29 protein-coding genes and 1 tRNA gene are annotated in these 23003 nt (G+C 32.2%); 13 read left to right on the top strand and 17 right to left on the bottom strand.

The window, feature by feature from the left end; all coding sequences use genetic code 11:
• Positions 1–7: 7 nt before the first annotated feature.
• From ACQY22_RS01510 to ACQY22_RS01500, 3 genes are read right to left on the bottom strand one after another with little or no spacing between them, the layout of a single operon-like run.
• A complete protein-coding gene (locus ACQY22_RS01510) occupies positions 8–769 on the bottom strand; it encodes an SAM-dependent methyltransferase (protein ID WP_428324803.1) in 762 nt (253 codons plus the stop codon).
• A gap of 25 nt (positions 770–794) precedes the next feature.
• Entirely contained in the window at positions 795–1064 is a 270-nt protein-coding gene (locus ACQY22_RS01505) for a UPF0147 family protein (protein ID WP_428324802.1), read from the bottom strand.
• A gap of 35 nt (positions 1065–1099) precedes the next feature.
• The gene (locus ACQY22_RS01500; protein WP_428324801.1) at positions 1100–1408 is read right to left on the bottom strand and encodes a Rieske (2Fe-2S) protein; all 309 of its coding nucleotides are present in this window, start codon (positions 1406–1408) and stop codon (positions 1100–1102) included.
• 42 nt (positions 1409–1450) lie between these two features.
• Between ACQY22_RS01500 and ACQY22_RS01495 the strand changes: the two genes are divergently transcribed.
• On the top strand, positions 1451–2227 hold the full coding sequence (locus tag ACQY22_RS01495; protein WP_428324800.1) for a GNAT family N-acetyltransferase: 777 nt from the start codon (positions 1451–1453) through the stop codon (positions 2225–2227).
• Here the strand turns inward: ACQY22_RS01495 and ACQY22_RS01490 are convergent.
• Genes ACQY22_RS01490 through ACQY22_RS01450 form a run of 9 tightly spaced genes read right to left on the bottom strand, consistent with a single transcriptional unit; the run spans position 2219 to position 10285 of the window.
• Positions 2219–3088, bottom strand: coding sequence for a fumarylacetoacetate hydrolase family protein (locus tag ACQY22_RS01490; protein ID WP_428324799.1), 870 nt, complete (start codon positions 3086–3088; stop codon positions 2219–2221). The two genes, ACQY22_RS01495 and ACQY22_RS01490, sit on opposite strands and share 9 nt — an antisense overlap.
• 5 nt (positions 3089–3093) lie before the next feature.
• Positions 3094–4803 carry a glutamate--tRNA ligase gene (locus ACQY22_RS01485; protein WP_428324798.1) on the bottom strand — a complete coding sequence of 570 codons (1710 nt, stop codon included), beginning with the start codon at positions 4801–4803 and terminating at the stop codon, positions 3094–3096.
• 21 nt (positions 4804–4824) lie between these two features.
• Positions 4825–5805 carry a polyprenyl synthetase family protein gene (locus ACQY22_RS01480; protein WP_428324797.1) on the bottom strand — a complete coding sequence of 327 codons (981 nt, stop codon included), beginning with the start codon at positions 5803–5805 and terminating at the stop codon, positions 4825–4827.
• A complete protein-coding gene (gene idi, locus ACQY22_RS01475; RefSeq protein WP_428324796.1) occupies positions 5792–6442 on the bottom strand; it encodes an isopentenyl-diphosphate Delta-isomerase in 651 nt (216 codons plus the stop codon). Before idi ends, ACQY22_RS01480 begins: the two co-directional genes overlap by 14 nt.
• Positions 6442–7185, bottom strand: coding sequence for an isopentenyl phosphate kinase (locus tag ACQY22_RS01470; protein WP_428324795.1), 744 nt, complete (start codon positions 7183–7185; stop codon positions 6442–6444). The genes idi and ACQY22_RS01470 overlap by 1 nt, the downstream gene beginning before the upstream one ends.
• 24 nt (positions 7186–7209) lie before the next feature.
• Positions 7210–8151, bottom strand: a complete 942-nt coding sequence (mvk, locus tag ACQY22_RS01465; protein ID WP_428324794.1) for a mevalonate kinase — start codon at positions 8149–8151, stop codon at positions 7210–7212.
• A gap of 26 nt (positions 8152–8177) precedes the next feature.
• Positions 8178–8801, bottom strand: coding sequence for a 30S ribosomal protein S2 (gene rpsB, locus ACQY22_RS01460; RefSeq protein WP_428324793.1), 624 nt, complete (start codon positions 8799–8801; stop codon positions 8178–8180).
• 7 nt (positions 8802–8808) lie between these two features.
• Positions 8809–10047 carry a phosphopyruvate hydratase gene (gene eno / locus ACQY22_RS01455; protein ID WP_428324792.1) on the bottom strand — a complete coding sequence of 413 codons (1239 nt, stop codon included), beginning with the start codon at positions 10045–10047 and terminating at the stop codon, positions 8809–8811.
• A 1-nt stretch (position 10048) separates the two neighbouring features.
• A complete protein-coding gene (locus ACQY22_RS01450) occupies positions 10049–10285 on the bottom strand; it encodes a DNA-directed RNA polymerase subunit N (RefSeq protein WP_428324791.1) in 237 nt (78 codons plus the stop codon).
• 52 nt (positions 10286–10337) lie between these two features.
• On the opposite strand from ACQY22_RS01450, the gene ACQY22_RS01445 reads away from it, so the two are divergent.
• Positions 10338–10422, top strand: a tRNA-Leu gene (locus ACQY22_RS01445).
• A 15-nt stretch (positions 10423–10437) separates the two neighbouring features.
• Here ACQY22_RS01445 and ACQY22_RS01440 read toward each other — a convergent pair.
• Positions 10438–11052 carry an RNA-binding protein gene (locus ACQY22_RS01440; protein ID WP_428324790.1) on the bottom strand — a complete coding sequence of 205 codons (615 nt, stop codon included), beginning with the start codon at positions 11050–11052 and terminating at the stop codon, positions 10438–10440.
• Positions 11053–11150: 98 nt separating this feature from the next.
• Here ACQY22_RS01440 and ACQY22_RS01435 point away from each other — a divergent pair, with 98 nt between their 5' ends.
• The 7 genes from ACQY22_RS01435 to ACQY22_RS01405 all read left to right on the top strand — a co-directional run bounded on the left by ACQY22_RS01435 (position 11151) and on the right by ACQY22_RS01405 (position 16854).
• On the top strand, positions 11151–12350 hold the full coding sequence (locus tag ACQY22_RS01435; RefSeq protein ID WP_428324789.1) for a tyrosine-type recombinase/integrase: 1200 nt from the start codon (positions 11151–11153) through the stop codon (positions 12348–12350).
• Between the two features lie 47 nt (positions 12351–12397).
• A complete protein-coding gene (locus ACQY22_RS01430; protein WP_428324788.1) occupies positions 12398–13141 on the top strand; it encodes an FRG domain-containing protein in 744 nt (247 codons plus the stop codon).
• 2 nt (positions 13142–13143) lie between these two features.
• Positions 13144–14226, top strand: coding sequence for a DUF262 domain-containing protein (locus tag ACQY22_RS01425; RefSeq protein WP_428324787.1), 1083 nt, complete (start codon positions 13144–13146; stop codon positions 14224–14226).
• Positions 14227–14292: 66 nt separating this feature from the next.
• Positions 14293–15198 carry a hypothetical protein gene (locus ACQY22_RS01420; RefSeq protein WP_428324786.1) on the top strand — a complete coding sequence of 302 codons (906 nt, stop codon included), beginning with the start codon at positions 14293–14295 and terminating at the stop codon, positions 15196–15198.
• Positions 15191–15916 (top strand): hypothetical protein, encoded by a 726-nt coding sequence (locus ACQY22_RS01415; RefSeq protein WP_428324785.1) that lies wholly within the window; start codon positions 15191–15193, stop codon positions 15914–15916. Before ACQY22_RS01420 ends, ACQY22_RS01415 begins: the two co-directional genes overlap by 8 nt.
• Positions 15917–15928: 12 nt before the next feature.
• Positions 15929–16333 carry a hypothetical protein gene (locus ACQY22_RS01410; RefSeq protein WP_428324784.1) on the top strand — a complete coding sequence of 135 codons (405 nt, stop codon included), beginning with the start codon at positions 15929–15931 and terminating at the stop codon, positions 16331–16333.
• Between the two features lie 104 nt (positions 16334–16437).
• Positions 16438–16854: a hypothetical protein gene (locus ACQY22_RS01405; protein WP_428324783.1), complete on the top strand. Its 417-nt coding sequence runs from the start codon at positions 16438–16440 to the stop codon at positions 16852–16854.
• Here ACQY22_RS01405 and ACQY22_RS01400 read toward each other — a convergent pair.
• On the bottom strand, positions 16851–17042 hold the full coding sequence (locus ACQY22_RS01400) for a hypothetical protein (RefSeq protein ID WP_428324782.1): 192 nt from the start codon (positions 17040–17042) through the stop codon (positions 16851–16853). The two genes, ACQY22_RS01405 and ACQY22_RS01400, sit on opposite strands and share 4 nt — an antisense overlap.
• A gap of 96 nt (positions 17043–17138) precedes the next feature.
• Here ACQY22_RS01400 and ACQY22_RS01395 point away from each other — a divergent pair, with 96 nt between their 5' ends.
• Positions 17139–17471 carry a hypothetical protein gene (locus tag ACQY22_RS01395; protein ID WP_428324781.1) on the top strand — a complete coding sequence of 111 codons (333 nt, stop codon included), beginning with the start codon at positions 17139–17141 and terminating at the stop codon, positions 17469–17471.
• Positions 17472–17476: 5 nt separating this feature from the next.
• On the opposite strand, the gene ACQY22_RS01390 is transcribed toward ACQY22_RS01395, so the two are convergent.
• On the bottom strand, positions 17477–18136 hold the full coding sequence (locus tag ACQY22_RS01390; RefSeq protein ID WP_428324780.1) for a hypothetical protein: 660 nt from the start codon (positions 18134–18136) through the stop codon (positions 17477–17479).
• A 117-nt stretch (positions 18137–18253) separates the two neighbouring features.
• Between ACQY22_RS01390 and ACQY22_RS01385 the strand changes: the two genes are divergently transcribed.
• Genes ACQY22_RS01385 through cobT form a run of 3 tightly spaced genes read left to right on the top strand, consistent with a single transcriptional unit; the run spans position 18254 to position 20572 of the window.
• A complete protein-coding gene (locus ACQY22_RS01385) occupies positions 18254–18901 on the top strand; it encodes an NAD(P)H-hydrate epimerase (RefSeq protein WP_428324779.1) in 648 nt (215 codons plus the stop codon).
• Positions 18898–19506, top strand: coding sequence for an MBL fold metallo-hydrolase (locus ACQY22_RS01380; protein WP_428324778.1), 609 nt, complete (start codon positions 18898–18900; stop codon positions 19504–19506). Before ACQY22_RS01385 ends, ACQY22_RS01380 begins: the two co-directional genes overlap by 4 nt.
• Positions 19507–19513: 7 nt before the next feature.
• Positions 19514–20572: a nicotinate mononucleotide-dependent phosphoribosyltransferase CobT gene (gene cobT / locus ACQY22_RS01375; RefSeq protein WP_428324777.1), complete on the top strand. Its 1059-nt coding sequence runs from the start codon at positions 19514–19516 to the stop codon at positions 20570–20572.
• On the opposite strand, the gene glmS is transcribed toward cobT, so the two are convergent.
• Both glmS and ACQY22_RS01365 read right to left on the bottom strand, forming a co-directional pair.
• The gene (glmS, locus tag ACQY22_RS01370; protein WP_428324776.1) at positions 20565–22325 is read right to left on the bottom strand and encodes a glutamine--fructose-6-phosphate transaminase (isomerizing); all 1761 of its coding nucleotides are present in this window, start codon (positions 22323–22325) and stop codon (positions 20565–20567) included. The two genes, cobT and glmS, sit on opposite strands and share 8 nt — an antisense overlap.
• 84 nt (positions 22326–22409) lie before the next feature.
• Entirely contained in the window at positions 22410–22997 is a 588-nt protein-coding gene (locus ACQY22_RS01365; RefSeq protein ID WP_428324775.1) for a 30S ribosomal protein S4, read from the bottom strand.
• Positions 22998–23003: the final 6 nt, after the last annotated feature.

The following is a 23003-nucleotide window of genomic DNA, read 5'->3' as shown; positions in this document are numbered from 1 at the left end:
ACACGAATTATTCTTTTAACATAGGTTCAAAATCTATGTCAAAATTCATTTTCATAAGTTTAATGTATGTCTGAATCGATTCTGGAATCTCTTCTCCACAAGCAACTCCTAATTTTTTTGCATTGATCCATATTACTAGAGTTTGAATAATTGTGAGAAATCGATCGTTTTTGATTTCAGGCGAACTGATGGCTTTTGTGTATCTTTCTGCAAACTCCCATGCTGTAACAAAATCTACACATTTTACACCAAATACTCCTAACAACTGCTCTTGCATGTTCTTTGCTTTTGTAAATGGTACTTTGTTTATGATGTATGGAAAATCTACTTTATCTGGAATGCAATCTGGTAATGGTCCCCAAATAGTAATTATTTTTGTATCTGACTTTAACCCTTCAAATTTTTTTAACATTTGATTTGTAATGTTTTCATCTGTAAACCAAAACAAAATTACTGTGGCATCAGAAATGTCTGAATCCAAAATATCTTGACATCTTAATTCAGCTTTGATTTGTTTTTCTTCAAGATTTTTTTTGGCATTTCCAATTTTTTCACAATTATTGTCAATTCCTACTGCTTTTTCTACTTGAAATTCATTTACTGCAATTTCAATTCCTTTTTGATTCCCACATCCTAAATGATAAAAAATATCATTTTTCTCCAACCCCACAAATTTGAAAATTTCCCTTAGAGACTTTTCTGGTAATTGGACGTCTTCTCCACTCAGTAAATTTTCAGGTAATGTATCTAAATATTCATCAATTCTCAATAATACTTGTTTTAAAAACGAGAATTTATTCCCTTATGCTTTCTAATTTGGAAACTGCTTGCCATAATTGAGTTCTGACATATGATGGCATATTGGGGTCTTGTGTTACGTCATCAAGCAAACTAATTGTATTTGCAGCTCTCACTGATAACGCATATTCTTCATTATTTAAATCGGTAATCAAATCAGTAATGGATTTTTTTATTGTTTTTGGGGTTGAACTACTGCCAATAATCTGATTTAATGTTTCAATTGCTTCTTTCATTGATTCTTTGTTTTGTTGTTCGTCTGCCATTTTTCCACCTTTTCTTAAAAATTAGAAGTATATAGTTACATCTCTACAAATACATTATCTGATTCAATTGTTACGTTATATGATGTCAAATCTCTAATTTTTGCTGGGAATTTAACAAGTTTCCCCGTTTTACAATCAAACTCTGCTGCATGCCATCCGCATGTAACGACACATCCATCTAATTTCCCTTCTAAAAGACTTGCACCAGAATGAGTGCAAGAGTCATCTGTTGCACAATATTCTCCATCGATATTTGCAACTAGTATATCTCTTCCATCAATTGATACTTTGATCATTTTTCCGGGAGGAATATCTGATGTTTTTCCTGCAATAATTTTTCCCATTGAAGTTTTTATCTGATAATGCTTAATATTTTTTCGTAATACATGATTAGAAATGCAAATTCTTCTGATAAATCTCAAGTTTTAAAATTCTGCCAAAATACCTTTTCTTGGGGTGATTATGTAGAACATGTTTGGGATTATTGGTTAAATGAGGGTTTGTTATTTGTCTATGAAAAACAATTACCTGTTGGTATTTGCCATGCATTTTTTTCAAAGAACCAAATATGGATAGAAGGAATTAGAGTGGATTCAAATTTTCGTAAACAGAAAATTGCATCTGAACTTGTTAGTCATGTTGAATCAATAGGACAAAAAAATAATGCATTATTTTCATTCATGTTAATTGACATTGAAAATTCCATTTCACTTTCTATGGCCAAATCACTAAAATATCATATCTTGGAAACCTGGCATTTTTATTCACTTGAGCCTAAAAAAAACTCAAATTTTGATATTATATTTGCAAAATCTTTAGATGATTCTATTTGTTCTCATTATGTAAAATCTTGGAGATGGCTACCCATTGATAATACAATAATGTCTGAACTTATCAAACAAAATAAAATTATTCAATCAAAAATTAATGGTGAAATCTCTACTGCAATTCTTTCTTATTCTGAACATTTTGATAATACTCTAATTGTTACATTATTTTCAGGCTCAGAAAAAACCTCTTTGCAAATAATCTTATTTTTACAAAATTTTGCTATAGAAAATAATTGTAACAGAATTCAAATTTTGACTAAAGAAAAATTATTTGATTTAGAATTTTTAGATCATAAACTTTCTTTTCATTTGTTGAGAAAAAATCTAGATTGATTTTATAACTTTGATTGTATTGTTTAAAACTCCCAAACCTTCAATCTCCATCTCCACTTTATCTCCATCTTTTAGGAACACTGCATTTGGTTTGTTTAGCATTACTCCTGCAGGTGTACCTGTAGAAATAATGTCTCCTTTTTCCAATGTCATAACTTGAGAGATCTTTGAAATTATTTCTGGTATTTTGATAAACATATTGCTTGTGGAAGAATTCTGTCTTATCTCTCCATTAATTTTGGTTGTTAATTTCAAATTTTGTGGGTCTTTAATTTCATCAGCAGTTGTGATCCATGGTCCACATGGTGCAAATGAATCAAAACTTTTTCCTCTGGTGAATTGTTTATCTTTAAACTGAATATCTCTAGCTGAAACATCGTTGAATATCATGTATCCAAAAATTACATTTTGAGCTTCTTCAACACTGATATTTTTACAATTTTTTCCAATTATCAAGGCTAATTCTACCTCATAATCTAATTGTGTGATAAAATCTGGGTACTCAATATTGGCATTATTTCCATTAAGGGTGGTTCTTGGCTTTATGACAATTGCAGGATCTTCCGGTGCTGTTAATCCTTGTTCTTTTGCATGATCTACATAGTTGAATGCCAAACAAATTATTTTATTGGGATTTGGAATTGGTGCTAATAGTTTGAATTTAGAGAGATTTTCTTCATAAGGTAAATCTTGTATTTTGTTTTTAATTTCATCAAACCATCCATCAAAAAGGAAATCTTTCACATTGTGTGGGATTGGAACTCCTGTAAGATATGTTATCTCATCTTTTGTTGCAACTTTATCTCCTTTGACAAATCCATATGTTTCATTATTCTCGTGTACCAATCGTGCTATTTTCATGTCAATCACTTATGTGTAAAAATTGCTTGATTTTGTGAATCTTTTCTACAATATCCAAATCTAACAAACTGAATTTCTTCTCCTTCTTTTAATTGTAAATATTGAGGTTCTGTATAAACGTCTAATTCTTCTAAACTTTCTTCATTAAATTCCTCATCATTGAATAAAATTTTTGGAATAATCATTTTAATTTCGTGTGCTGTTTCTTGTGGGACCCATTGAATTTTTAATATGTTTGATGAATCTCCCTCCCCTTCAAATTCTCCTTTTAATTCATTTCCGATTTTTGTAATCTTAACATTTCCTAATCCTAAAAGTCTAATTGTTGATTGTTCTTTGATTGATTCTACATCCTCTCCAGAAATGTAAAAATCTTCAGTGATTTCGATTTTTCTTTTACCCATATCATTAATTGGATGATTAGGAACTTCAACTACTGATGATTGTAAATTTTTTATTTTCAATTTTTTAGCATTTTTTACCATAAACAATCGCATACTGTCTCCATCTACAAATTTTCGATTGAATGCCTCAAGAGCATCAAATGGAGCAAGTGTATTTGCTTTTGTTAGTCCCAAAGACATAATGAATTTTCTAATTGCCTCAGGTTTGATTCCTCTCCTTCTTAGTGCCTCTAGAGTTGGAAGTCTGGGATCATCATACCATGAAACTTTACCTTCTTCAATTAAGGGCTTGATTATTCTCTTTGATATGGGCATTCCTTTGAATTCGAGCCTAGAGAAAAAGCCTTGTTGAGGTTTTCTCATGCCTAGGGCATCCAAAATTGCATCAATGAGCTCTTTTCTCAACTCAAATTCTTTTGAACGAAAAGCATGTGTGACACCATCTATGCTGTCTTCAATTGCTACTGCAAAATCATAACTAGGCCAAATTCTATATTTGTCACCTGTTGTGTAATGTTTTTCATCAATAATTCGTAATAGCACTGGATCTCTCATAACTGCATTATCTGCTTTCATATCTCCACGAAATCTAACTATTGCTTCGCCTGGTTTGAATTTGTTTTGCATCTTTTCCCAATTTTTGTTATTTTTTTCAACATCTCCCATACTACATTTGCAAGCTTTTCTTTCTCTACGATTTTGACTAATGTCTTCTCTTTTACAAGTACAAACATATGCTTTACCAGAATTAATTAATTCCATTCCTTTTTCATAAAATAATTCCATGTCATCAGAAGTACTTTTTACTTGATCAAATTCAATTCCTAACCATTCAAGCCCTACTTTGATTGCAGCATGATATTCCATTCTTTCAGCTTCTGGATTCGTGTCATCCATTCTAAGTATGAATTTTCCTCCATACATCTTTGCATATTTTGAATTAATTATTGCAGCTTTTGCATGTCCTATGTGTGGATAACCATTGGGTTCTGGAGGAAATCGTGTAACAACTTTTCCTTGTATTGCATCTTTTAGTTCTGGTAGGCCTTCTCTTTCTTCAATTTTTTCTTTAGGTGCTAATGCCTCTGGGAATTTTTCTTCCATCTCTTTTTGTTGTTCTTCTGATGACAATTGATTAACTGATGCAACAATTTCTGAAATCACCCCTGAAATTTCTTTTACTTTTGTTCTAAATTCTGGTTTTGTTCCAAGAATTTTTCCTAAAATTATTTTATCTTGAGTTTGCCCTCCATGTTCAAAGGCATTCTGAAGAGCCATTTTTCTAATTTCATTTTTTATTTCTTCATCCATTGTAATTACCTGATATGATGTCTAGACACTTCTCTTAACTACAAAATCTAATAATGCAATAAGTTCAGTTTTTGCTGAACCGGAGTATTTTGAGAGTGATTTTTCAGCTTTTTCTGCGTATTTTAGTGCCTGTTTCCTAACACTGTCCTCAATGCCAAGAGAACGAATTACCTCTACTGCTTTGTTAAGGTCATTTCTTGAAATTTTTGAATTTCCAAATGCCTTCAAAATAATTTTTTTATCTTTACCTTTTGCAAGCTTTATTGCCATTAGTATTGGAAGTGATTTTTTGCCCTCTCGGAGATCATTGCCTACTGGTTTTTTTGTAATTTTTGGATCTCCCATTACTCCAATCAAGTCATCAGTAATTTGAAATGCAATTCCTAGATTTCTTCCAAACGAAGAAAGATTTGAAATATCTTTATCTTTATTTGTAGCACATATTGCTCCCATTGCACAAGATACATCAAATAATGCTGCAGTTTTTTTCCCAATCATTGTGATGTATTGTGATTGTGTAGGAATTTCTCTCTCCTCTGCCATTTTGACATCAAGTAATTGTCCCTCACAAACATCTACACATGCTTTTGCAAGTCTTGAAATTAGATGTGTAGTTGCAGCAGGAGATAATTTTGTATCTGAAATTACTTGATATGCTTTTGAAAATAATACATCACCTGCAAGAATTGCAATTGGCATACCATATTTCCTATGTGTGGTTGGAACCCCATGACGCATTTCATCATTATCCATAATGTCATCATGAACTAAAGTAAAATTATGAACCATTTCTACTGCACTAGCAGCTGGCATTGCGTTGGAAGATTTTCCACCTAAAATTTGGCAACTTCTAATTACCATATATGGTCTGAGTCTTTTTCCACCATGAACTATTAGATGACCTGCTGCATCATAGAGTTTTTTTGGGTTTCCTTTTAATTTTGATTTAAGGTACTTGTTTACCGTTTTTGCATTTTTTTCAATTTGTTTAGTTTTTTTCATTTACTAATCTCCATTTTTCTTGTGGCAAATGTATTTTGATTGCATTTTGCAATCCTTCATGAATATCGCTTGTCATCCATGTAGATAAGACATTTGCATGTTTTTCAAGCATAGATTCATCTGATTTTTCAAGTAATTCTAATGCAATTAACATCCATGGACAATAAATCTCCGGTTCTGTTTTGATTTCTGAAAGTAACTCACTAGATGAAATCCATTTTATTTCATCAATCTCCCCCTCAATCTCTTTTAATTCTGTAGATTTGTCAATTATTCCAATCAACGTTCCGCAGATTTCATTTTCTGAACCTACATCTTTGTATGGCACATGATATTCGAATTTGTGTAAATAATCTAATTTTCCTTCAATTCCTAATTCTTCAGGCATTCTTCTTTCACCTGATGAGACATAATTTTCTGATTCTCTAGGATGACTTGCAAATGTACCATCCCAATCTCCTGGCCATAACATTTTTTCTTTTGCTCTTCTTGCTAGTACTAGTCTTCCACTTTCATCAAACAATAATGCTGTAAATGCTCTGTGAAGTTTTCCATTAGGTAAATGACATTTTACTTTTTCTTCTTTTCCAATTGGATTGTCATTTTCATCAACTAGTATAACAAATTCGTCAGCCATTATTTTCCTCTAAACACTGTTCCTTCAAATTTCCTATTTTTAACCGCTTTCACGATCCTTTCAGGTTTGTTTCCATTGACAAAAAATACATTCATTCCTATCTTTGAAATTTTTGATGCCTCTTCTATTTTTCTAGTCATCCCTCCTGTCACATCCATTTTATTTTCAGATATTGATGGACGTTCTCCTTTTAATTCATGAATTAATTTTTTAGATTTAAGATCTGAATATACCCCATCCTCATTTAATGCAAAAATACAAAGCTTGGGTTTTAGAATTTTTGCAAGGTGTGTCATTATTTTGTCTCCTGATAAAATGAATGTCTTGTTTTGTCCATACCATAATGCATCTCCAAAAGTGACTGGAATCAAGCCTGATTTTGCAATCTTTTCAATTTCTTTCACTTTTTTTGGTATTGGTTTGTTCCCTGTCATAAAATCTGTAGGTGGTAGACAATATGGTTTTAATTTATTTTTTAGAAATGAATCTAAAATTATCTTGTTTAGTTCAATCATAGAGTTTTTTACAATTGAAACTCCTCTCAAATCGTATTTTTTTTCTTTAGTATGCATGTCGTACTTAACAGACCAAAAATGTCCATAGGACCCTCCTCCATGAACTATTATTATTGGCTCTTGGATCTTTTTTAGACTCTTTGCAAGATTGTCTATTGTCTTCCTCCTTGCTGACAGTGGTTTTTCCTTATTTGTGATAATTGAACCACCTAATTTTATTAGAATCATGTTTGTTCCAAACTATCTATATAATTAAAAAGTATCCAGTCCTTTGAAATCAATTTTAACAGAAAAACATTCATGATTTTTTTCTTTGAACTCTTTTATTGTATTTTCTAAGTTTGATTCGTCAGTAAGTGCAAAAACACACCCACCTCCTCCTGCACCTGTAATTTTTGCACCAAATGATGACTTTTGTCCAATCTGAATCATGTCTCTAAGTTTATCATTTGAAATTCCAATTCTCTCTAGGTATTCTTGATTCTGAATTGCTCTTTGACCAAGTTTTTTAATGTTATTTTCTTTCAACAACTCTAACACATTTTCAATAAGGTGAAATTCCTCTTTACATAATTTTGAAAATTCCTCTTCATTACTTTCTTTGAATTTTCTTACTCCTGCAACAACACTTTCTGTTGAGTGTTCTACATTTGAATTTGCTATAACTAGATGAAAATTAGGCTTGGATTCTATTTTGGAAAACCCATTTTCCTTATCGTATTCCATTAATCCTCCAAAAGTACAAACTGTACAGTCTGCTCCTGATGTATTTTGAAAAATTGTCTTCTCTGCCTCTATTGCAAGTTTTAGAATTTCTTCTTTTGAATTGTTTTGAAATAGTTTTGAAATTGCAGCTGCCCCTGCTACACAACAAGCAGATGATGAACCTAAACCAACACCTAATGGAATTTCTGATTCAACTTCTATTTTGATTCCAGAATTTCTTCCTTGAATTATTTTATTTGCCAAATAATAAAATGGCTTTAATGGTGAATTAATTTCTGAAATTGGTTTGTTTGGTTCTAATTCAAGCTCATCAATATTAGATTTGATTGAAATTTTTCTTTCATCAATTTCTTCTGCAGTAACTGTAATTCTTTTGTTAATTGCACAAAGAATTGCTTTAACTCCATATACAACAAAATGTTCTCCAAAAAGAATAACTTTTCCAGGAGCAGATGCTTTAGATTTCAAGTAAATACTTTAGGGTTTTGATTTATTTATTCGATTTCCTCTTCGGTAATCTTTGTTTCAAAATCATCAATTTCGACACTCATTGGGTCATTTTCTTTTAATTCTCCTTTTTCAATGAGAATTTGACGTACCAATAACCAGTAAACTGTAGCTAGTGCTTTTCTTCCTCTGTTGTTTGCTGGTATGATGACATCTAGATTTGATGTAATGTTGTCTGTATTTGCAATTCCAATTACTGGAATGCCTGCATTAGTTGCTTCAGTGATTGCTTGTTCATCAACTTGAGGATCTGAAATTAAAACTAATTTTGGTTCTATGTAATATGGTAATGATGGATTTGTTAATGTTCCTGGCATAAATCTCCCAAGTAGTTTCTTTGAACCTAGTGTATCACAGAATTTTTCAATTGGGGTTTCTGCATATTGTCTTCCTGAGCATACAATGAGGTTCTCAACACCTAATCTGTTGATGAATTTTGCTGCAGTTTCTATTTTGTCTAATGTAATATCTAAATCAAGCATGTAGAGTCCTTCTGGACTAGCCTTGGTGATGAATGGTTTCATGAATTTTGTTTTAACTTGAGTTCCTACTCTAATTCCTGTAGATAGGATCTTCTTTTTGATGTCTGTTGTTTCTGCTTGTTGACTCATAGCGATTTTAAACCTCTGCCATACCGCGTATTAAATCATGCTCTGATAGGCGTAATAACTCATTTAATTTTGCCACTCTTTCCCCTCCTATAACGCCAACTTTGAGCATTTTGGACTTTGTTGCAAGACCAATGTGGGAAATTTGTGAATCAGTAGATTCCCCTGATCTATGTGATGTAATTAATCTGATATTATTTTCATTTGCCAAATTTGCAAATTCTAGAGCATCATAAAGACTTCCTGCTTGATTAACTTTCAAAATTGCAGCGTTGCATGATTTCTTGTCTATGGCTTTTGAAAGAATGTCTTTATTTGTTACTGTCAAATCATCTCCTGTAATCAGAGTATTTGGAAATTTAGCTGTTAATTCTGACATATCTTCAAATGCTTCTTCATGAACTGCATCCTCTGCATAAATTAATTTGAATTTTTCAATAATGTCTGCTGCAAAATCAATTTGCTCTGATGTTGTATTTTCAAAACCTGCTCTATCATAGACATACTTTGATTTTTCTTCATTCCATTGTGTTGATGATGCAAAATCCACTCCTAATGATACTTCTTTTCCTAAAGTAAATCCCAAATTCTCACAAGCCATTGCAGAAACTTCTAATGCTTTTTGATTTTCTAACTTTGGTGCCCATCCTCCTTCATCTCCTCTTCCGTTTGTAAAGTTAGGATCTTCTTTTTCTAAAACACTACGTAATTCTTTATGTACTGCTAAGTTAGTTTCAATTGCTTCTTCGATAGTTTTTGCACCTGTTGCACAAATCAATATTTCTTGAATATCTGGTGTTCCTGGCCCTGCATGAGCTCCGCCTCCTAGGATGTTTCCTAAAGGAAATGGAAATTTGAATGATGATTCATTTGATAGTGTTTTGAATAGTGGTTGATCAAGTGCTTTTGATGCTGATTCCATTGATGCAATTGTTACTGCAAAAGCAAGTGCACCTCCAATTTCTGAATAATTTGATGAATTGTCAAAACTTTTCAATGTATCGTGAATTCCTTTCAGATCAGATGATTCTAAGCCGATAAATTTTTGGGAATTCTCTTTTAAAATTTCAAGACTCTCTTGTGGTTTTCCATTGCGAAAACTTACTGCCTCATATTTTCCAACGCTTGCACCTGATGGAGCACAAACTCTTCCTACAAACTTTCCATCAGATTCAACATCTACTTCTATTGTCTTATTGCCTCTGCTATTGTATAGAATACGTCCTTCAATTGAAGTGATCTTGGCCAAGTTATTCTAACTCAGATTGAACTTCTTGCTTTCTTCTCTGAATTGCTTCATAGAATGGAATTACTTGTTGAATCGTTTCAACAGTAGTTAGTAACATCCTTCTACAACAATATCTCTCGATTCCAATGGATTCTAGAGTTTTCTCTGGATCTTCTCCAGATTTGATTTTATTTTGATAATCATCAAATTTGTCAGCAATTAGGTTTCCACATGTAAAACATCTGACAGGAATTAACATACGAACGAAAAAGTAATCAAGGATTATAAAAACCATACATGGAAATTTCTTTGCGGGCGTCGCCCAGCCTGGCCAAAGGCGCTAGCTTGAGGGGCTAGTCTCTCAGGAGTTCGTGGGTTCAAATCCCATCGCCCGCATACAAATTTTGAAAATTATTTTTCGAATTTTTGTAATGTTTTGATTAATTCAGTTCTTCTCTTTTCTTCAGTAATTGCAGATCTAACATCATCTACTAAAATTCTATTTACGTCAATTTTTCTTCTAGCTTCTTTTACTACTTTATCATACATTGAGAAGGTATAAAGTTGAAGATACAAATTTTCCATTATTTCAAAAATTCTTATGGCTTCTTCAATTTCACCAATTCTAATCTTATCAAATGTCATTCTCTTTAACTCTCCAATACAATCCAGTAATCCTAAAACATATGATTCTGGTAAAACTCCTAATTTTTTATCTGATGGAATTTCTTTTTTCTCTACAACTGCAATTAGACATGCTGCTTCAACAAATTCTTGCTCAGGTGTAATGATGTATCTTCTGAGATCTCCTGTTGCTTTTTTCTTGTATTTTTTTAATAGTGTTTCTGCTTTTCTGAGATTGCTCTTTCCTGTCTTTGTGTCATTTTTGTGAACTGCAATTATTGATCTGCTACAAAGAACAATAATCTCTCTAGTATTTTTTAATAAAAATTCTCTTGAGTCTTGAACATTGCTTAAAGACTTCGCAATTTTGTTAAGTGATGGTTTTACATTTTTTAATGTCATGTCTGATGTTCGTAATAACCCGGATAAAGCCGTTTTCTAAACTCTTAGCTTACACATACGAAATATGGCTTAAAATAAATCACTCAAATACATGAATTGTGCATAACAGGTCATTGACACTATTTGATTCTGCAATAAAGTCTCCTGAGACTAGAAAGATCTACATGTATTCGCTTGATGAATTTATGCAATTTATCAAAGCCAAAAATTATGATGATGTACCTAAACTTGATACTAATACAATTCAGGCTCATCTTGAGAATTGGGTAATGCACCTTGCTCAAAAAGGTCTCAAAGCTAGTTCAATTCGAGGAAAACTGTCTGCAGTAGAATTATTCTTGGAAATGAATAAAGTTCTATACTATAAAAAAATCGTAAGAAAACTCATTCCATCATCAGATTACATTCCAGGTGGGGAAAAACCATTCACAACTGAGGATATTCAGAATTTTCTCAAAGCAACGACCAAACCTAGAACTAAAGCACTTGTTCTATTTTTTGCAAGTACTGGTGTCAGACCAGCTAGTATTGTTGATCCAATTTTGAAGCTGAAACATATTGAAGATATGCCAAATGATTGCAAGGCAGTAAAAGTCTATGATGGCTCAAAGGAGGGGTATTGGGCATTTCTTACCCCTGAAGCCAGTAGGTCGCTAAACCATTATCTTAACTCCCGAAAACTAAATGGCGAAACATTAACTCCTGAATCTCCTGTTTTTGCTAATTTTGAACATGCAAACCAATCTAAGAAAAATCATCATCTTTCTGAAAAATCTGCAAAACAAATCATGCAAAGATTGATTCGAACAGCTGGAGTTGAAAGAACTAAGCAAGGAAATCGATATGATAAGGCATCCATCTATGGCTTTCGAAAGAGATTCAACACTATCTTGAAGCTTGACAAAAATATCAACTCTAACATTGCTGAGAAATTAATGGCTCACAAAAATGGACTTGACGGTTCTTATCTTAAACCCACCAAAGAAGAATGCTTTGCAGAATTTTCAAAGGCAATAGAACAATTAACCATAGATCCTACCCACAGACAAGAAGTCAAAATCAAAAAAATTGAAAAAGAAAAATCTACTATTGATGAAATCAAAGAAGAATTAAAATCAAATAATATGCGTCTTGCTCAGTTTGAATTTATGTTGGAACGGATGGCTCAGACAACAGGCATTCCGATAGTTGTGACAGATCAAAAAACTAACAAATCTGAAACATTATTCGTGCAACCTGCAAATAAAGCCGCACTTGACCCCGTAATTGAAAATTGGACTCGTGTTGTATGTGATTAATTTCTAAGATTAGAAATCATTATTAATTTAGGATATTTTATTCCATTATGAATGTAAGAATAACTGATAAAGAAATTCACAATATATCTGAATTACTGTCTAATTTACAAGCTGATTATGATGGTTCTACTGGACCAATTTGGTTTCGTGGACATTGTGATGAAACCTGGAATTTAGTACCTTCAATTTTTAGACGATCTCTTGATGATGAGATTAATTATCTTAGAAAATTCCAACAGGATGCTACTTTACTGTTGAATCCTAGACCTACAAATTCCTGGGAATGGTTGTTTATTATGAGACATCATAATGTTCCTACAAGGTTGCTTGATTGGACTGAAAGCCCTTTGGTTGCATCATATTTTGCAACAAATGACTGCATGGACTCTGATGGTGCCATTTGGGTATTGCTTCCTTTGGAACTAAATAATAAAAAAGGTAGATTGATGGATAAATCATCTCATTTGCCTTCTATTGAAGATGAAGTGATGGATATGTACCGTCCAGATAATTATTCTAAAGATAAAGATAGAACATCTGCTTTTCCTATTGCATTTCTTGCACCTAGGAATACTCCTAGAATGCAATCTCAACTGTCTGTATTTACCATTAATCATAGTGATGAGACACCTTTAGAGGAAATGGAAACAGGAACCCATATTTGGAGATACATCATTCCTCATGATGCAAAACGAACTATTCATGAAGAATTAAAAATACTTAAAGTTGGAAAATTTCAATTATACCCCGAATTGGAAAGTATTGGTGATAAATTAAATGCTGGAGATTGATTATGAGTAATTTTCGTACTTATCCATACAACAACAGTGCAATATTGAGAGTCACTGATGATCGTGATATTATTGACACTTCTCCTGAATATCAGAGACTTGGGGATATATGGAGTTTAGATAAAAAACAACTTTTGATTGATTCTATAATGAACAGTTATGATGTGCCAAAACTCTACTTTCATGCCTTACAAAAGCCTGTTACCTTGGATGATGGGCGAGAAGTAAGATATTCTATTATTGATGGTAGACAAAGACTAGAAGCCATTTGGTCTTTTATGGAAGATAAATTTCCATTGTCTGAGGATTTTAAATTTAATGAAGATAATAAAATAGAAGCTGGCGGTTTGTTATACTCTGAATTAGCTAATGTATACCCTAAACTGAAGATTCGCTTTGATTCTTTTGTTTTACCAATAATTTGCGTTGAAACTAGTGAAATAGATCTTATTGAAGACATGTTTTCTAGATTAAATGAAGCGGTGCCTCTAAATGCTGCTGAAAAACGAAATGCTATTGGCGGTCCAATGGCAGTCATGATAAATGAAGTTGCCGCTCATGATTTCTTTGATAAAAAAGTTAAACTCCGTAATACTAGATACCAATACAAAGAGGTTGCTGCACGACTGCTATTCCTAGAAGACAGTCTTATGAAAAAGAAACTTTACGATACAAAAAAACCACTTCTTGATTTAATGGTACATAGACACAAAACCGATCCTACTCTTAACTCCAAAACTCTTGGAGATTCTGTCAAACTCATACTTAACGAAATGACTAATATTTTTGAGGAATGTGATTCTTTATTACGTTCTCAATCAGCATTACCTATCTACTTTTTATTATTCCGTTCTGCTCATAAACAAGGTAGACTTAATCATATTTCAAAATCTAAATTAGAAGAATTCCATAACAAAGTTCGAGAAAATAGAGAAATTGCTGAACAGGATATTGCTAAAGCTGATTTTGAATTACTTGAATATCATAATCTTAGTATCCAGGGAACAAATGATGCAAGCTCTATTAAAGAACGTTTGAGAATTATTTCTGAATTTTTTAATATTGATCCCATATCTTTAGACTAATCCCAAAAAATAACTTTTAACCATACGATCTGTGTCCTTTTAGTTTTTGTTTATAACATTGCATCAATGCAAAAAACTTTAGTTCCATACATCACTCCTGCCTTTAAGCAAAGTAAATCCACATTATCAAATGTGGCAGATTATGTTGATGATTTCAAATTCTTAACAAACTGGAAAACTGTAAACTATCAAGGTTGGCATTTTCCATCTATTGCCCCTCCACATTATTGGTGCAGTATTTGGAATACAGACGCTTGTACAAATATTGAAGGACATAACGCATCAGGTTTTGGAAAAAGAGCATACGTAAAACAATATCAAAGATCATGTTACAGAGCATCATGTCAGATTTGTTATCTCAAATGGATTGCAAGAGAATCAGATAATGCAAAACAGAGAATAGAATATTATGGAAATTCAAAAAATCACAAACCAATTCATGTGATATTTTCTGTTCATCCCCTGCAAGCACAAACTCCAATCAAAATTCTGAGACAGAGATTAGCCCATATTCTAAAGATTGCAAAGTTTGAAGGAGGAGCAGTTGTGTTTCATCCATTTGCTAGAGATAAGAAAACTGGTATGTGGTATCCTAAACCTCACTTTCATTTTGTAGGATTTGGTTCAGAGCAAAAAATCAAGCAGGCATTTGGCAAATATCGATGGTATGTTAAAATCAAAGAAGAAAGAAAATCAGTATTTCAGACATTTTGTTATCTGTTATCCCACTGTGGAATTAGACAGCACTCTCAGTCAGTAACTTGGTACGGAAATTTGTCATATAGCAAAATGCCAAGACAAAAATCTGAAAAAATCACAGTTTGTCCTCTGTGTGGGCATGATTTTGAGAAAATTGTTCATTATTCAGTCCATCCAGTGGCTCCCCCATACAGAACATACTTTGGATTGGTGGATTTTAAGGATCTTGAACTAGCTTTAGCTGAAAATCCAGATTCACTCCAACATGCTTAAGTTCATACAAATTTCATCAAAAAATATGTCAATAGAAATGACTCAAGCTGAACGTAAAGCAGGTGGAATATGGGCTCAATACTTTTTGAATCTAATAACTGAATTAAAGAAAAAAGACAAAATCAATCCAAAACATGCAAAAGAAATGAGAGATTATTTCAAAATGTATAATTTTGCAAATCAATCAGCTTTGTATCTTAACGAATTTGATGGAATAGTACGGGAACCCTCTGAAAGAAAAAAATTTCTTGAGATTAACCCAAATATTGAATCTGATTTATTAGATGAAATTTGGTTTGATTTACTCGTTTTTTCAACTCTTAGATGTTATTGGGCAATTGAATCAAGTTTGATAGCTTTATTGCGAGGTGTAGAATATGGGAAAAAAGGTACAATAGTTCAGGGCACAGAAACTCTTGGAAAACTCAAAACAATTCTAGAAATTCTTGAATTTAAAAAATATGTTGATTGGACTGCTATTGACATAAAATTTAGAAATGCTTTAGCACATGGATGGTTTTACAGAAAAAAACAAAAATTTGTGTATTTTAATAATGCCCGATTAAAAAATGGTCATTTGCTTTCTGTAAAAGAATTAATTTACAAATGTAGATTGGTTCAATTGTATGCAATTGCTATATCTGGAGTAGTTGGAGAATGGGAAAAATTGAAAGATTTTGGTTCAAAAGATCCATTAAAAAAAGTTAGGAAAAAATGATAGGTTTTTTTGATGAGTACTAAAAATTCCCCTAGATTTAACCTCAAAAAACTTGATGGGGTAATTTCTTGGTCTATTTTCACTGGATTAATGTTAGCGGTTTTAATTTCAACTCAAGTTGATATTTCTGAAACTGGTATTCTGTTTGCTATCTTAGAGGCTTTGGCAAAAGCATTTGGATATAACACCACTTTGATTTCAATAGCTGCAATTATAGTGACCATTTTGGAATTGTTCATTTTGTATTTCACTATTCGAAATATTCGAGAAACTCATGGTTTAGTGGGGTTGATCGTGTCTGGTTTAGGGTTTTTTGGGATAATGGCATTAGTTCTTGGAACTGTTCAATTTGGAATAATTGGAGTTTTCATGATTATGGCAGGTTATGTCATCATACGTTTCGTAGAAGATGAATAGTCGATTTTAGTTATAATTTATATTTCAAAGATCTTATTTTGTAACTTCAATTAGATCTATTTTGAATAATTAAAGATTTTATTTACACGTTCTATGTAATATCGTTGAAAGAAATTTTTACAGACTTTGAAATCAATGAAATAATTGAAGATAATAAACAATTAGTTGCACAACGTGGTGATTCTTTTTGTGTAAATAATTCGGATTTATCTTTTATTTTTACTAATGTAAATAATTTTGATGAAATTACTATTTTTCAAGACAGAATTATTAGAAAAGCATCTTGGATTTTGGGCGGTATTTCATTTTATCAACCATTTTGTGATGGAAATAAGGAAATTGCTGTGTCTCTTACAATTTTTTTCTTGAGAGAAAATGATATGGATTTACCAATAACGGATAAACAATCGCAAAAAGAATTGTTTGATCTTCTAGTTAAGACAATTTTTAAATTTGAAAATGATCCTACTATAATTCCTGAAATAGAACAATATGTAAGACAACGAGTTATTTCGATTTAATCAAATTTGTCTAAAGAAAGTGCTTCGTAGAAAGTAGAGTTTTCCTTTCTGATGTTTTGCAATTTACTTCTTAATGGTTCTTCTCCTGCAAATTCTACTTTTCCAATAAATGGTACGGTTGCATCTCCTTTGAAATCCACTAATTGTATTACTTCACTTGACTGACCATACATTGCAATATTGCTCATATACTGTGATTTGCAATTTTGTTTATAAAAATATGTATCGTTTCATTAGTCCGAATTTTTAAAAAATAATATTAAGCACACACATTTACTAACATTATGTCTTTACCTGAAATTCAAGGCGTCTATTCTGAGACTTATAAGCGTGTATTGGCAACAGGATTTTTTGGTAGTGTTCAACCATTTGGTTTAGAAACTTTTGTGTATTCTACTCAAAATGTTATAGACAGATCTCTTGAAACAGAACCGATTTCACCACAGCGTGCAACATTGAAAAGAATTGTTGAATGCGAACTAATCATAGACCCAATGCAAATGAAATCCCTGCATAATTGGTTGGGCAAAAAAATCAAAGAATATGAAAAATTATTTGGTTCTATTCCTTCCCCTGAAGAAGTACAGAGTAGAGCTACAAGAACCGACGGTCAATAAACCAACTAACTGAAAAAATCTTTTCCTTCAAATTTTTTAATAAAATCTGTTAATTCGTTTATTACTCTGTCTAATACTGTTCTTGCCTCTGTTTTCATTAAGTATTCTATCTCATTCATGACTTCATTTAATGAATCATTTTGTACTTTCAGTGAAAATTTACTCAAAAATTCTTCTTTGGATTCCATATCATTACAAAAAAATCTCTGCTCTACAATCTCTTTTCCTGTATTCACGTTGACTTTAACTTTGGCTTTTCCACCAAATTCTAATTTTGTATGTGTGATTAAGTGTCTTTTCTGCAAAAAATAATCTATAAACGGGATTTCTTCTAATTTCTTTTTCTCTGATTGATATGTTGAATAAAATTTCGTTATTGCACTAGCATTTGGATGTTGTTGCCTGTGTTTTTTTCTTTCATCTTTATTCCAATTTTTCCATATATTTGGATCTGTATGTTGTCGATTTTTAATATGGTGAAACATAAAATCTGCAAAAACATATTCTACTGCAGAAAAACTTGCTGCTAAAAACGCGTTCAAATAAAATAAGAATTCTACTTCGTTACTGTAATGCTCAATATTGTTCATCTCATCCCGCCAAAATCCAGCCTCACTAATTTTGAATTTTGACGTGTGACATTCTAATTCGTCACCACTAACCATAATGGAATACCTGGAATTTTGATAACTATACTTTTCTTTATATCCAAAATTTAGCCTATTTTAGCCATAATTCGTACTTTCAAAGCTCTTATTTTGGATATGATTCTCACGTAAATTATGGAAATAACAGTTGAACAAATGTACAATATTGAAAATAAAGGTCATGATATGGGATTTTTAAAAAAATTCATGATGGAAAATGCTGGGGCTGCAGCAGTAAAAAGATTAGTTGAAAAACTTGAAAATGTAGACTCAAAAAATATTTTGATTTTTGTAGGAATGGGAAATAATGGTGGTGATGGATTAGTTATGGCAAGACATCTTGCTGGATACAATGCAAAAGTTACCGTAATGCTTCTTGGAAATCCTGAAAATATCAAGACCGAAGAAAGTAATTGGAATTGGTCAATTTTAGAGAAAATGCCTTCTGTGAAACTAATGACTGGAGGTTCAACTAATTTTGATTTTAAACCCGATGTGATTGTTGATGGAATTTTGGGAACTGGCATATCTGGAGAGATAAGAGAACCATATGTGTCTGCAATTAATTACATCAATCAGACTGATTGTTACAAATTTGCTGTGGATGTTCCATCAGGTTTGGATCCTCAAACAGGTGAAACTGCAAATATCTTCACAAAGTGTAACATGACTGTAACGTTTCATAAAATGAAACAAGGAATCCCAAAAAGAAAAGATTTGACAGGTGAATTATTTGCAGAAAAAATTGGAATTCCTCCAGAAGCTGAGGAGGGATTTTTGTGATAGTCCATCAAATTCAAGTTGGAAATATGCAAAATTTTTGTTACATTATTGAGGATGATGATACAAGAGAATCTATCATAATTGATCCATCTTGGGATCTACTTGAATTAGAGATGGTAATCAAAGAACATGATTTGAAAATTAAATACATTGTTAACACTCATCATCACTTTGATCACACCATTGGAAACGAAGCAATTGTAGAATCAACTAAAGCTCCCCTTATTCAACATGAAAATTCAGAATTAAAACATGACATTAGTGTAAAAGACGGAGATATTATCGAATTTGGTAACTCAAAATTAAAAGTACTTCACACCCCTGGTCATTCTAAAGATAGCATATGTTTGGTAGGTGATGGAAAAATTTTCTCAGGTGATACTTTGTTTGTTGGAAATTGTGGCCGTATTGATTTACCTGGTGGTAGTGCCAAAGAACTCTATCATAGTCTATTTGACGTTCTTTATTCATTAGATGATAATCTGGTTCTGTATCCTGGGCACAATTATGGTCACAAAGAGACATCTACAATAGGACAAGAAAAAATCACAAACATGGTACTGCAAAAGAGAACTGAACAACAATTTCTTGATATGATGGGTTAGTGATTTGTTGGACGATTTGAAATTATTTGGGAATATTGATCTGGCTCAAAATTTCATTGATTCTGTAAAATCTGGTAGGTTTCTTTTTTCATTTGTTATTTCATACACTGAAACTTCCGAAATCCCTGGAATAACTTTCGCTGGTGCTGATAAGGATTCAATTCAATTTACTCCTCCAGCTGATGCAGAATATCTTCATTATGGATATTGTAAAACTATTGATAAAATACCAATGACTCCTGATGGAAAACCTACTCCTGGAGTATTAACTAAAACTGCTCTTGAATCTGCAAGTATTTCTCATTTAACAATTAATGCTGGAAGTAAGATTGTTCCTCAGTTACCTTTTATTGAATCTGGATTGCCTTTTGGCAAAAATATATCTGCTCAAGATGCACTGACTGATACTATCGTCTCTCATGCCGTTGAATATGGACAAATTCTTGGTAGAAGTTTAGCGTCATTAACTGATTGTTTGATAATTGGTGAATGTATTCCTGGAGGAACAACTACTGCTTTAGCAGTACTAAAGGCATTAGGTTATGACGCAAAAGTTAGTTCTAGTATTCCTGATAACCCTGTTGAATTAAAAAATCAAATTGTAACATCTGCACTTGAAAGAATTGATTCAGAACATCCATACAGTATTGTTGCAAAAATCGGTGATCCAATGATTCCTTTTGTTGCTGGAATGCTAAGCTCTGCCTCTAGTGTATCTAAAGTAATGTTGGCAGGTGGAACACAAATGGCTGCAGTTTTAGCATTCGCATCAAAAATTGGATTTAATGAAGAAAATACTGCAATTGGAACTACATCTTACATTACAAATGACAACACTGCAAACTTTAAAGAACTTGTTCAAGAAATTTCAGATATTCCAATTCTTTCTGTAGATCCAGGCATGAAAAATTCCAAATTTTCTGGTTTAAAGGCATTTTCTGAAGGATTTGCAAAAGAAGGAGTTGGAGCAGGTGGCAGTATTATTTCTTCAATGTTAAAAACTGGTAACAATTCTGAGAATTTTTTGAATTTAGTTGAAAAAGAATATAAAAAATTGTTTACTTGACTGTAACTGATTTTGCAAGATTTCTTGGATAGTCAGGATCTGTATCTTTTTCAAGTGCTGCATAATATGATAACAATTGAATTGGAATTATTTCTGAAATTGGATACAACACTTCATTGATTTTTGGCATTTCAATCCAGTAATCATAAACATCGCTTTTAATATCTGACACTCCTATGATCTTTGCGCCACGAGCTTTGATTTCTCTTGCACTAGTTAGAGTATCTGAATATGTTGAATCATTTGGATTTAGAATAATTACAAATACATTAGAATCCATTAATGCAAGAGGTCCATGTTTTAGTTCGCCACCGGCAATTCCTTCTGCATGAATGTATGTCAATTCTTTGAGTTTTAATGCTGATTCTGTTGCAATTGGATAATTAATTCCTCTTCCTAGAATGTAAATATCTGAAATTTCTTTCAATTCTTTTGCAATTTGTTGAATGTTGGTTGGATTGTCTAATGTTTTCGAAATTGATTTTGAAAAATCTTCAAAATTGATTGTTATGTTATTGTTGCTTAATTTTTGTACAATTTTGTACAAGATCACAAGTTGTGATGTAAAGCTTTTTGTTGCAGCCACTCCAATTTCTGGACCGCAATTCAAACCAATTATCACATCTGCTTCTCGTGCAAGTGAAGATGTCAATAGATTGACAATTGAAATAATCTTACAATTTGTATTTTTTGCAATTTTCACTGCTTCTAATACATCTGCACTCTCTCCACTTTGAGATATTGCAATTAGAATAGAATTCTCTTCAATCATGTTTGGATCAAATTGAAGCTCACTAGACATGATTGGTTCAGCCTTGATTTTTACATATTTTGATAAAATCTGCTTTGCAATTAATGCTGAATTATAGCTAGTTCCACTACCTGTAATGTAGATGTTTTTAGCATGTCTGATATAGTCTGTTGCTACCTCGATCTCACTAATTGTTTTCTCTCCTGCTTTCAAAATCGTTTCAGGTTGCTCGTAAATTTCTTTTAATGTAAAATGTGCATAATCTCCTTTGTATGCATCTCCAAATTCTTTTGAAACTTTGGTAATTTCATATCCTGTTTGTTCTCCGCTAAAATCTAAAATTTGGAATTTGTTTTTTTCAAACAATACAAAAGTTCCATTTTCCATGTAAATTGCATTATCGGTAAATTCAATAAATCCTAAAACATCACTTGATAAAAAATAATCCTCATCCCCTACTCCAATAATTAATGGCTCATGAAATCTTGCAGCTGCTAATTGTCCATCTTCAAACATTGCGACAAATGAATAATGTCCTTTTAGTTGAGAAACTGTTTTTAGAATTGTTTCTTTTACATTCTTTGTTTGATCATGATGTTTTTGGAGTAAATTTGAAATTATTTCACTATCTGTTTCACTTTTGAAAATATACCCATCATTTTCTAACTCTTTTTTTAACTCTTCAAAATTTTCTATAATTCCATTATGGACAATTGCAATTTTTCCTGAATTGCTAGGATGTGGGTGAGCATTTACATCTGTTACCTTTCCGTGTGTTGCCCATCTAGTGTGGCCAATTCCGATTCTTCCAGGTAATGTTTCTAATTGTACTTTTGAATTGACTTCTTGAACTTTCCCAATTCCTTTTTTCAATCCAATTTGGTTTTCTGATTCTGTTGCAACTCCTACACTGTCATATCCTCTATACTCCATTCTCTTTAGGCCCTTTACGATTATGGGAGCTGCAGTTTCTTTTCCGTAATAGCCGATAATTGAACACATATCTATTCTACCTGATAATTGGGGTTATTTACTGCTTAACTAAGTAATTATTACTATTATCGTGGTGTGGCTATTTACTTAAGCCTAATTCTTTGATTCTGTTGAAGAACTTTCATCTTTTTTTTCTTCAGCAGGAGCCTCAACTGTTTCTTCAGCAGGAGTATCGCTTTTTGTTTTTTCTAAAACTTCTGGAATCTTTGATTCTGGTGCAAAATGAATACTGTTTTCTTCTTCTACTGTAACAGTATATGATGGAATGTCTACTTTTCTCTCACCAATCATAATGTGACCGTGAATAACTGCTTGTCTTGCTTGGTATGGTGTCTTGAATCCTAATTTTTTTGTAACAATAGTTTGTAATCTTCTTGAAAGTAAATCATTTGCAGTCAAGTTAAGTACATCATCTAATGTTGCATCTCCACTAACCAATCCAATTCTAGCTAATGATTTCATTAGAATTGGTTCTTTTTCTGCTCTAACTTCTTGTCTTAATGCAAGTAATGATCTTGCTTGATGTCTTACTCTCGATAATTCTGTATGTGCTTTCCATAATTCTCTTTTAGTTCTTAATCCAAAAGTTCCAAGAGTTTTCAACTCTTCCATTTTTAATTCATAATTAAGAGGTCTCTTTGGTTTTCTCCAAACTCTACGTGGGTATTTTGGATCTCCCATTCAAAA

The sequence above is a fragment of the Candidatus Nitrosopumilus sp. genome (assembly GCF_965263415.1).
GTDB lineage: Archaea > Thermoproteota > Nitrososphaeria > Nitrososphaerales > Nitrosopumilaceae > Nitrosopumilus.
This window is presented reverse-complemented; position numbering and strand designations above follow the sequence as displayed.

Bases quoted from the DNA above. Each gene is read 5' to 3' on its own strand.
- ACQY22_RS01505 (WP_428324802.1), bottom strand. From the start codon at position 1,064: ATGGCAGACGAACAACAAAACAAAGAATCAATGAAAGAAGCAATTGAA.
- ACQY22_RS01500 (WP_428324801.1), bottom strand. From the start codon at position 1,408: ATGGGAAAAATTATTGCAGGAAAAACATCAGATATTCCTCCCGGAAAA.
- ACQY22_RS01495 (WP_428324800.1), top strand. From the start codon at position 1,451: ATGATTAGAAATGCAAATTCTTCTGATAAATCTCAAGTTTTAAAATTC.
- ACQY22_RS01490 (WP_428324799.1), bottom strand. From the start codon at position 3,088: ATGAAAATAGCACGATTGGTACACGAGAATAATGAAACATATGGATTT.
- ACQY22_RS01485 (WP_428324798.1), bottom strand. From the start codon at position 4,803: ATGGATGAAGAAATAAAAAATGAAATTAGAAAAATGGCTCTTCAGAAT.
- ACQY22_RS01480 (WP_428324797.1), bottom strand. From the start codon at position 5,805: ATGAAAAAAACTAAACAAATTGAAAAAAATGCAAAAACGGTAAACAAG.
- idi (WP_428324796.1), bottom strand. From the start codon at position 6,442: ATGGCTGACGAATTTGTTATACTAGTTGATGAAAATGACAATCCAATT.
- ACQY22_RS01470 (WP_428324795.1), bottom strand. From the start codon at position 7,185: ATGATTCTAATAAAATTAGGTGGTTCAATTATCACAAATAAGGAAAAA.
- rpsB (WP_428324793.1), bottom strand. From the start codon at position 8,801: ATGAGTCAACAAGCAGAAACAACAGACATCAAAAAGAAGATCCTATCT.
- ACQY22_RS01450 (WP_428324791.1), bottom strand. From the start codon at position 10,285: ATGTTAATTCCTGTCAGATGTTTTACATGTGGAAACCTAATTGCTGAC.
- ACQY22_RS01440 (WP_428324790.1), bottom strand. From the start codon at position 11,052: ATGACATTAAAAAATGTAAAACCATCACTTAACAAAATTGCGAAGTCT.
- ACQY22_RS01430 (WP_428324788.1), top strand. From the start codon at position 12,398: ATGAATGTAAGAATAACTGATAAAGAAATTCACAATATATCTGAATTA.
- ACQY22_RS01425 (WP_428324787.1), top strand. From the start codon at position 13,144: ATGAGTAATTTTCGTACTTATCCATACAACAACAGTGCAATATTGAGA.
- ACQY22_RS01420 (WP_428324786.1), top strand. From the start codon at position 14,293: ATGCAAAAAACTTTAGTTCCATACATCACTCCTGCCTTTAAGCAAAGT.
- ACQY22_RS01415 (WP_428324785.1), top strand. From the start codon at position 15,191: ATGCTTAAGTTCATACAAATTTCATCAAAAAATATGTCAATAGAAATG.
- ACQY22_RS01410 (WP_428324784.1), top strand. From the start codon at position 15,929: ATGAGTACTAAAAATTCCCCTAGATTTAACCTCAAAAAACTTGATGGG.
- ACQY22_RS01400 (WP_428324782.1), bottom strand. From the start codon at position 17,042: ATGAGCAATATTGCAATGTATGGTCAGTCAAGTGAAGTAATACAATTA.
- ACQY22_RS01395 (WP_428324781.1), top strand. From the start codon at position 17,139: ATGTCTTTACCTGAAATTCAAGGCGTCTATTCTGAGACTTATAAGCGT.
- ACQY22_RS01390 (WP_428324780.1), bottom strand. From the start codon at position 18,136: ATGGTTAGTGGTGACGAATTAGAATGTCACACGTCAAAATTCAAAATT.
- ACQY22_RS01385 (WP_428324779.1), top strand. From the start codon at position 18,254: ATGGAAATAACAGTTGAACAAATGTACAATATTGAAAATAAAGGTCAT.
- glmS (WP_428324776.1), bottom strand. From the start codon at position 22,325: ATGTGTTCAATTATCGGCTATTACGGAAAAGAAACTGCAGCTCCCATA.
- ACQY22_RS01365 (WP_428324775.1), bottom strand. From the start codon at position 22,997: ATGGGAGATCCAAAATACCCACGTAGAGTTTGGAGAAAACCAAAGAGA.